This is a genomic window from Caenimonas soli, from assembly GCF_013155545.1.
Lineage (GTDB): Bacteria > Pseudomonadota > Gammaproteobacteria > Burkholderiales > Burkholderiaceae_C > Ramlibacter > Ramlibacter soli.
In genome coordinates this window covers 1-8778 of record NZ_JABJVV010000034.1, presented here as the reverse complement: position 1 = coordinate 8778, position 8778 = coordinate 1, and the positions used below count along the sequence as shown (strand labels likewise).

General features: G+C 67.0%; 6 protein-coding genes. 4 read left to right on the top strand and 2 right to left on the bottom strand.

The features are described 5' to 3' along the window. On the bottom strand, positions 1–649 hold a 649-nt coding region (locus HNE04_RS27595; RefSeq protein ID WP_172227051.1), incomplete at its 3' end, for a two-partner secretion domain-containing protein. A 218-nt stretch (positions 650–867) separates the two neighbouring features. On the opposite strand from HNE04_RS27595, the gene HNE04_RS27590 reads away from it, so the two are divergent. The 4 genes from HNE04_RS27590 (at position 868) to HNE04_RS27575 (ending at position 4239) form a co-directional block, all read left to right on the top strand. Then, positions 868–1545: a response regulator transcription factor gene (locus HNE04_RS27590; RefSeq protein ID WP_172227048.1), complete on the top strand. Its 678-nt coding sequence runs from the start codon at positions 868–870 to the stop codon at positions 1543–1545. Next, entirely contained in the window at positions 1532–2947 is a 1416-nt protein-coding gene (locus tag HNE04_RS27585) for a sensor histidine kinase (protein WP_172227045.1), read from the top strand. Before HNE04_RS27590 ends, HNE04_RS27585 begins: the two co-directional genes overlap by 14 nt. Positions 2948–3068: 121 nt before the next feature. Continuing rightward, positions 3069–3785: a TerC family protein gene (locus HNE04_RS27580; RefSeq protein ID WP_172227042.1), complete on the top strand. Its 717-nt coding sequence runs from the start codon at positions 3069–3071 to the stop codon at positions 3783–3785. A gap of 19 nt (positions 3786–3804) precedes the next feature. Then, complete coding sequence (locus tag HNE04_RS27575) at positions 3805–4239, top strand: universal stress protein (protein ID WP_172227039.1); 435 nt, start codon at positions 3805–3807, stop codon at positions 4237–4239. Positions 4240–4248: 9 nt separating this feature from the next. Here the strand turns inward: HNE04_RS27575 and HNE04_RS27570 are convergent. Further along, the coding region (locus HNE04_RS27570; RefSeq protein WP_172227036.1) for a beta strand repeat-containing protein at positions 4249–8778 on the bottom strand (4530 nt) is incomplete at its 5' end.

Here is an 8778-nt window from a genome sequence, read left to right as displayed (position 1 = left end):
TGGCGCCGCTGGGCGACTGCACCAGCGCGCCGGTGCCCACCTGAACGTTCGGGGCGATCAGCACCACGTCGCCGCTGCGCGCCAGGATCTTGCCGTCCACGCTGAGCGTGCCACTCGCCAGCCCATCGCCGCCGAACACCAGCCGCCCGGCCAGCGCATCGGCATCGCTCATGCGCAGCGTCGAGGCGGTGAAGCCGGCGGTGTCCACCACCGCGCCGGCGCCCACGGCAATGCCCGAGGGGTTGACCAGCACCAGCCGGCCGTTGGAGCTCAGGGTGCCGAAGATGGCCGAGGGGTTGCTGCCCACCACCCGGTTGATCGACAGGCTGGTCGCGCCGGGCTGCTGGAAATGGGTGGTGCTGCCCCCGGGGATCGAGAAGCTTTGCCAGTTGATGGCCGAATGGCTGGTTCCGGCGCCGTTTTGCGTGGTCACCAGCAGGTTGGCGCCTTGCCGGCTCAGGCTGGCTTGGCCGTGGATGGCCTGGGCGCCGCTGGGCTGGGCCACCACCGGGGAGGCGAGAAAGGCCGCAGCAATGGCGAGAGCCGCGCCTGCTGGCCGGAACCCTGCCACGGCAGGGCAAGGTGCGTTGTTGCTGGCTGGCAAGGCGGTGTGGGCCCGCGGGAAAGCTTGTTTGGCTGGCTTGTTCACGGCTGTTCTTTCAGGCAAGGCCGCCCCCTCCAGGCTTCCTCCTCGCCGCACCCCGCAGGGCTACTGGTCAAAAGGCGTTTCGACAGTAGCACACCGTTACATGCGCTGCAATACGGAAGTTGGTGAAATACGAGCCGGCACCGAGACATCCGGCACATAGCTGTGGGCTTGGGCGCGACACGCTTTTGGCCGCGAGGCCTTCGTTTACGATTGCGCCCATGCGAATACTCCTCGTCGAGGACGACACGATCCTCGCGGATGCGCTTTGCCGGGCCCTGGTCCAGTGCGCTTATGCGGTCGACGTGGTCGCCGACGGTGAGCAGGCGGACAACGCGCTGGCGATGGAGAGCTACGACCTCGCGATCCTCGACATCGGCTTGCCCGGCCTCAGCGGCCTCGATGTGCTGCGCCGCCTGCGCGCCCGCAAGTCCGGTGTGCCGGTGCTGATGCTCACTGCGCTCGATGCCTTGGCCGACCGCGTGCGCGGCCTGGATCTGGGAGCGGACGATTACCTGGCCAAGCCCTTCGACCTGCCCGAGCTCGAGGCGCGGGTTCGCGCGCTGCTGCGCCGGGGCGGCTCCACCACCACGCCTTTCCTGCAGCACGGGCGGCTGCGCCTGGACACCGTCGGCCGGCGGGTGTTCTACGACGACCAGCCGGTGGAGCTGTCGGCACGGGAACTCTCGGTGCTGGAATTGCTGCTGATGCGCGAGGGCCGGGTGGTGAGCAAGGAGCACATGGTCAACCACCTGTACGGGTGGGGCGACGAGGTGGGGGCCAATGCGATCGAGGTCTACGTTTACCGCATCCGCAAGAAACTCGAGCCCCTGGGGTGCGAGATCCGCACGGTCCGCGGGATGGGCTACCTGATGGAACGGAACGATGCGGCAGGCTGAGCCGCGGCTGCAGTCCAAGCTGCTGGCCTGGCTCCTCGGCCCCCTGCTGGCCCTGCTGGTGCTGGACACAGCCGTCACCTACTGGACCTCGGTCGATTTTTCCAACCTGGCGCACGACCGCTCCTTGAACGAGATCGCCAGGGAAGTCGCGCTGCACATCAAGCCCAATGGCTCCGGGCCGAAGCTGGAGCTCTCGCCCGCCGCCGAGCGGATCCTGCTGCTCGATCAGGACGACCGCCTCGCCTACAAGGTCTGGACGCAGAGCGGCGCCGTCATCGGCGGCGATCCGGAGATCGCGCGACCGGCGCGGCTTCCCTCCGTGAGCGGCAAGCCCTTGTTCTACGGCGCCGTCCTGCACGGCGAGCCGGTGCGCATGGTGGCGTCCTGGGCGCGAGTGGAAGGGGACGACGCCTCGGGGCCGGTGCTGGTGCAGGTTGCGGAAACGCTGAACAAGCGCAAGCGGCTGGCCTGGGAGATCCTGGCCAACGTCGTGGTCCCGCAGTTGCTGCTGATCGTGATGGCGACCGGCGCTGTCTACTTTGGCATCTCGCGCGGGCTGGTGCCGCTCAAACGGCTGCAGCATGCCGTGTCCGACCGCAACCATCTCGATCTGACGCCCGTGGAGATCCACGGCGTGCCGGGCGAAGTCCGGCCGCTGGTGGAGGAGGTCAACGAGTTGATGCAGCGCCTGGGCAAGACGCTGGATTTCCAGAACCGCTTCATCGCCGATGCCGCCCACCAGCTCAAGACTCCCGTCGCCGGCTTGAAGGCGCAGATCGAGATGGCGCTGCGGGAAAACGACCCCGAGCGGGTGCGCCATTCGCTGGCCCAGCTCTACGTCGGTGCCGACCGGTTGTCGCGCCTGGTGCGGCAGCTGCTGTCCCTGGCCCGCAACGAGCCGGGCGCGACCGACACGGTGCAACTGCAGGCGCTGGACCTGAATGCCTTCGCGCTGGAGATCAGCATGGGGTGGGTGCCGCAGGCCATCAAGGAGGGCATCGACCTGGGGTTCGAGGGGGCTGAACCGGTCCTGATCGACGCCGACGCCGACCGCTTGCGCGAATTGATCAACAACCTGATAGACAACGCGGTTCGTTACAGCCAGCGTGGCGGGCGGGTCACGATCGCGGTGGCGACCTCCGAGAACGGCGAGGGCCGGCTGTCGATCAGCGACGATGGCCCGAGCATCCCGGTCGAAGAGAGGGGCCGCATCTTCGAACGATTCCACCGGCTGCTTGGCAGCCACACCGACGGCAGCGGCCTCGGGCTGGCGATCGTCAGCGAAATCGCCAGCCTGCACGGCGCCCGCATCACCCTGGAAGAAGACCGCAGCGACGGCATCGGCAACACCTTCAGCGTGTTTTTTCCCGCCAGCCGATCCGAGGCTGACCGGGACGCGTAAGCCTGGCGACAGCTTGGCGACATCTACCTGACAGTTGGCCGGCAGAAAGGCGTCAGCGCCCCTGCGTACTCTCGAAAGCACCGGAACCCGCTCGCGGTTCCCCACGCTTTCGAGGAACAAAATGTTTGACTTCGCCACCCCCGAGTTCTGGATCGCCCTGGGCCAGATCATCATGATCAACATCGTCCTGAGCGGCGACAACGCGGTGGTCATCGCCTTGGCGTGCCGCTCGCTGCCGCCGAAGCAGCAGAAGAAGGCGATTGTTTTCGGCAGCGTCGGCGCGATCCTGCTTCGCATCGTGCTGACCTTCTTCGCGATCTTCCTGCTCACGCTGCCCTACCTCAAGTTGATCGGCGCGGCCCTGCTGCTCTGGATCGGGGTGGGCCTGCTCAAAGGCGAAGACGGCGAGGAAGAACTCGCGGGCCATTCGAACCTGGCCGCTGCCATCAAGACCATCGTGGTGGCCGACCTGGTGATGAGCCTGGACAACGTGATCGGTGTCGCTGCCGCGGCCAAGGGCAACGTGCCGCTGCTGGTGATCGGCCTTGTCATCAGCATCCCGCTGATCATCTATGGCAGCACCGTGATCCTCAAGCTGATGGCGCGTTTCCCGGCGATCATCACCGTCGGCGCGGGCCTGCTGGGATGGGTGGCCGGTGAGATGGCCGTGTCCGATCCGGCAATCGCCAACTGGAGCGCCCAGCACCACAACCTGCACACGATCGCTCCGGCGCTGGGCGCCCTGCTGGTTGTCGCGACCGGCAAGTGGCTCATGGTCCGCAGCGCTGCGCAGCAGGCCGGCCCCGCCGGAACCGCCGCCGACCAGGCCGCCGGCTAAACCGCAACAAGGAACCAGCATGAGAAAAATCTTGATCCCGGTGGACGCCGGCCATCCGGCGCGCAGCCGGGCCGCCGTGGCGGAAGCGATCAGCATCTACGGCAAGGACCCGGTGGCGGTCCATTTGCTGAGCGTGCAGGCCGCGGTTTCCAGCCATGTCGCGATGTTCTTCGGCAGCGGCGAGCTGCACCAGCTGCAGTACGCCGCCGGCGCCGAGGAACTCGAATCCGCGCAAGCGCAATTGACCGCGGCGGGCGTGCCCTACACATCCAGCGTGCGCATCGGCCGCAGCGCCGAGACCATTGCCCGCACTGCCCGCGAGCTGGGCTGCGACCGCATCCTCATGGGACAGGAAGGCGCCGGCAGCCTGGCCGCCAAGATGTTCGGCTCACTGCCGCAACAAGTCCGCCAGATCGTCGCCGGCAGCGGCGACTGCCAGGTTATCGGCTCCTGAACGCGCGCGTTAGCGCCGGCACTGGTTGTTATCGACCAGGTTGTCGACACCGCGGCCGTCGCCCGCCCGCGGCTCTTCTTCCTTCAGCACCAGCTCGGTAAAGGTCGTCAGCGGGTTGGTGCTGAACTCGGCGACCACCTGCGTGGCGAGTGCATGGTCCCCTTCGATCAGTCCGGCGATCTGGTCGGCTGTCGTCCCGCTCGTTAACGGCAAGGCTGCCGGGGGCGGAGGCACCGGTGCCGGTAGAGGTGGCGGCGATGCCAGGGCCACCCGAAGCGCCGGGACCGGGCTGCTTTCCAGGGTAACGACGAGGCCCGGCACGACAGGCAGGGCTCCACCCACACTACCCAGTGAGCTCTGGATGATGTCGAAGCTGTCGCCCGGCAGAAGCCCGATGGCGGCGCTGATGTCCGGCACGACGGTGACGCCGCTGGCCAGATTCACGTTGCCCGTCACGTTCAGCCGGTCGAAGCTGGAAGTGCTCACCACATCGGCATAAACATGGGTCCCCGCATCCAGGTTGACCGTGGCAGCCTCGATAGTCAGGGTACCGACGGCGCCGGGACCGCCGGGCATCAGCGTGCCGCTGTTGTTCAGGGTGCCGGTGCCCAGCCTGAGGGTGCCCGATCCCTTGATGACGCCGGCCGAGGTGTTGGCCAGCGTGGTGTTGCTGTTGTCCAGCGTTGCCCCGGTACCGACGAGCACCAATCCTGAGTTGCTGGAGAAGCCGGCGCTGCCGAACTGCAGCGTGCCGCTGGACACAGCAAGCGAGCCGTTGTTGATGAAATTCACCCCGCTCACGGCGCTCACGCCGGTGCCGGCGCTCTTGGTGAACGTACCGGAATTGCTGATGGTGAAGGCGCTGCCGGCAAAGCCGCCGTCGTTCTGGATGTCGAAGAAGCCGCTGTTGTCCAAAGACCCCGGACTCATCGCCGCGATTTGCCCGCTGCCCGACAAGACGATGGTCCCGCCGCTGGCGTTGACCATGTGCCGCACCAGCGATACCCCACCGGTGATGGTGGCGGTGGCCCCGGGACCAATGGTGGTGTCGCCGCTGCCGGTCATGATGCCACCCGACCAGGACAGGCTGCTGCCCACCATCAGGTCGCCCGCGCCGGTAATGGAACCGCCGCTTGCGAGGTTGAGCGAATCGACGGTGACATTGCTCCCCACCACCAGCGTGCCCTGCACATCCAGCGGCGTTCCGGCCAGACTGGTATTGAGGGTGGTGGTGCCGGACGTCACCTTGGCCGCGTTCCCGGCCCCCAGGTTGGTCGTGCCGCTGCCGGTCAGGGTCGCGTTGTTCAGCAGGACGTCGTTTGCTGCCACCAGATCGCCGCCGCCCGAGCCCGTGTCCACGACCGCATTGATGTTCAGATCCTTGCCCGCTCCGTTCGCCTTCAATATCACGCCCGAGCCGGAGACGTTGGACTGCACGGTCAGGGCATCGGCGCTTCGGATGTCGACGCCGCCCGTGGCGCTCACGCCGGTGCCGGCGATACCGACCGTCAGCGCGCCCAGGTTGCGGTAAACCAGCGAACTGGCGCCGGTCGCCGTCAATGCACTCACGTTGTTGCCGCCGTCGGAAAGATTCACCGGCCCCGTGGTGACCAGCTTCAGCCCACCCGCCGCCGTGATGGCCGAGCCGGCGCGCTGGGACACGTTGGTGCCGGTCAGCTCGATGGCGACGGGATCGGGGCCGTTGGCGTTCTGGATGCCGGAACCCGGGCCCACGTTGTTGACGTTGATACCATTGATGCTGGTGTACTTGAAGCTGTCGCCGGTAGCCGCGCCGGTGGCCTTACCCGCAATCACGCCGGTGAAATTGCCCTCGGTCAGGGCGACGCGGCTGCCCTCCGCATAAACGGCCTTGGCGCCGATCAGCGCACCCGCACTCTGGGTTAGCGCGCCGCCCGAGATCAGCGAGATGTACGCATCCGGGCTGAGCGGGTCATAGCCGCCGCCGGACACCTGGATCGCGATACCGCTGGTGCCGTCGATGGCGGCGCCCAGGTTCAGCGCGCCGCCATTGCGAAACTTGAACACCCGATTGGTGTTGCTGGCATCGCCCAGCGAGGCCGCCAGGTTCGTCACCGAATTGGGGGTGCCATCCAGGATCACGTCGCCCAGGGCCTTGATGGCCAGCGAATAAGCGGAGATGGTGCCCGCACCGGTTTGCGTAATGGCACCGCCCGACTCCAGCTTGATGCTGCCGCTGTAGATCGGCGCAATGGCGGCGCTGATGTTCATCGAGCCGGCCGAGAGTGCGCCGATGCGCAAAGCGCCGCCGCCGGCCAAGGCGTTGACTTCGTTGGTGGACAGCTCCAGGGTGTTGGCCGCCACGTCCGTGGAGGAGCCGAGGTCGATGTCCCAGTTGCTGGTCGTCGGCTTGATCCAGAGCACGCCGGTGCCGGCGTTGATCGAGGACGCGCCGCCCTGGAGGTTCATCCGGTCGGCTTCCAGCGTGATGCCGGCGCCGGTGAGGCTGCCGACGCTGAGCAGGCCGCCCGCACCGAGGAAAAGTCCCGAACTGCCGCTGTTGAGATTGGGCGTTACCGACAGGTTGCCGCTGGCCTTGAATTCGATGGGCGCGTTGATGCTTGGATTGATGCTGCTCAGGACCGCATTGCCCGCGTGATTGATATGGATGCCGCTGGGCCCGCCGGTGGCGCCGATGGTGAAGGCGGTCGAGGTGCCGTTCGATGCGGTTTGCAGCGGCGTGACGGCGCTGCCGACAGGACCGCTCGGCGTCCCACCGGCCTGCAGCGTAATGGTGTCCGACTTGAGAAGGCCACCGGCGCCCTGGATGATCGAGCCCGCGGTGGAAACGCTCAGGCTGGAGCTGGCGCCGGAGACGACGTTGCCCTGCACCTGTATGTCCTGGCCGGACACCGACGAGATCGATACGGAAGAGGGGGACAGGGCGTTCTGCGTGACGTTGCCAAGCGTCCACTGCGTTGCGGTGGGATTGTTGACGAACGCGATGTTGCCGCCGGTCGAACCCGTTTGCACCGCCGAGAAAGACTGCACGTCGTTCACGCCGGCACTGAGGCCGATGGAATTGTTCGCCGTCACCGCCAGCGCACTGGCCGTGATCTTGGCCAGACTGGCCTGCGTGACCGAACCAGTGCTGGCCGTGAGCGAGGCAGCGCCTGAGCCGGCATTGACGCCGTACGCGGTGTCAGAGATGCTGAGGTCACCGCTCAGCGCCGTGAGGGATACGTTGCTCCCGCCTGCGCCTACGCCGAAGGAACCCGCGACACTACCCACATCGAGCGCGCTGCCGTTCGTGAAGGTGAAGTTCTGGCCCGCTCCCGCGTAGCCCGCCAGAGTACCGACGGCATTGCCGGAGTGGTTGAGCGTGACTGCATTGAAGTCCGAGATGGCCAGCAACCCGGGAACAGTGATTGCGGCCGTCTGGGTGATGTTGCCTTGGGCGCGCAGGCTCAGCGCTCCTGTGCCCGTGCTTGTGATCGGGGCATCGACGAAGATGTCCGTGTCCGCGCTCAGTGTCAACTGATTGCCCGATCCCCAGCTCACCGGGTCGACCACCTTGATGAACCCGGCGCCGGTGCCCAAGGCATTGGTGGTCTGAACCGTGACGCTCGTGGTGGTCAGGAGACCCGTAAGGCTAGATGTGGTGACAAACGAGTCTTGCACGGCGCCTGTCGGCGTGAAGACCGGGCCCGTGGCGGTCTGGGCGCTTCCAAGGGCCATGCCCGCAGCCTCGGCACTGAGCTGGCTCGCGGCAACGTACATGTTGGTCGGATCCAGCAGCAAGTTGCCGGTATTGCCGTTGGGCGCACGCGTGTCCACTTGACCCTGCATGTCCAGGTAATGGCCGGAGGTTTCGATGTTGCCGCCGTCGCCCGACGCCGCGCCGCCGCGTGCCGAGAGCGTCCCATAGACCCGGGTCGATCCGTCGGACCAGGCCACGATGGTGCCGCCATTGCCGCTGCCCGTCGCATCGGCCTTGATGGTCGCGCCCGCTTCGACCAGGGTTTCAGTCGCATTGGCGATGCGGCCATCCTTGCCCTGCCAGCCGCCACCGATCAGCGCTTCGCCGCCGCCGCGCTCGCCGCTCACGTCGATCACGGCGCCGCTTCGGAGCATCACCTTGCTTGCCGTGGCATGCACCTGGCCGCCCTGCTCGCCCTTGCTGGCCGTGACGCGGCCGGAGATGTCCGCGCTATCCAGGCCCTTGAGTACCACCTTGCCGCCCTCGGCTGTGACGGCGTTGGCCTGGATCAGGCCACTGTGTTTGAGCTGGCCGGCGAAGATGCCCACGGCATCGCCTTGCAGCGTGCCCAGGTTCAGTGCCTGGTCGCCGGGGGCCTGCAGTTCCATGCGGATGCCTTCCAGGCCGCGCCCGGTCAGCTCCACCTTCTGGCCTGCGGCCAGGATCGTGGCGCCGCTGGGCGACTGCACCAGCGCGCCGGTGCCCACCTGAACGTTCGGGGCGATCAGCACCACGTCGCCGCTGCGCGCCAGGATCTTGCCGTCCACGCTGAGCGTGCCACTCGCCAGCCCATCGCCGCC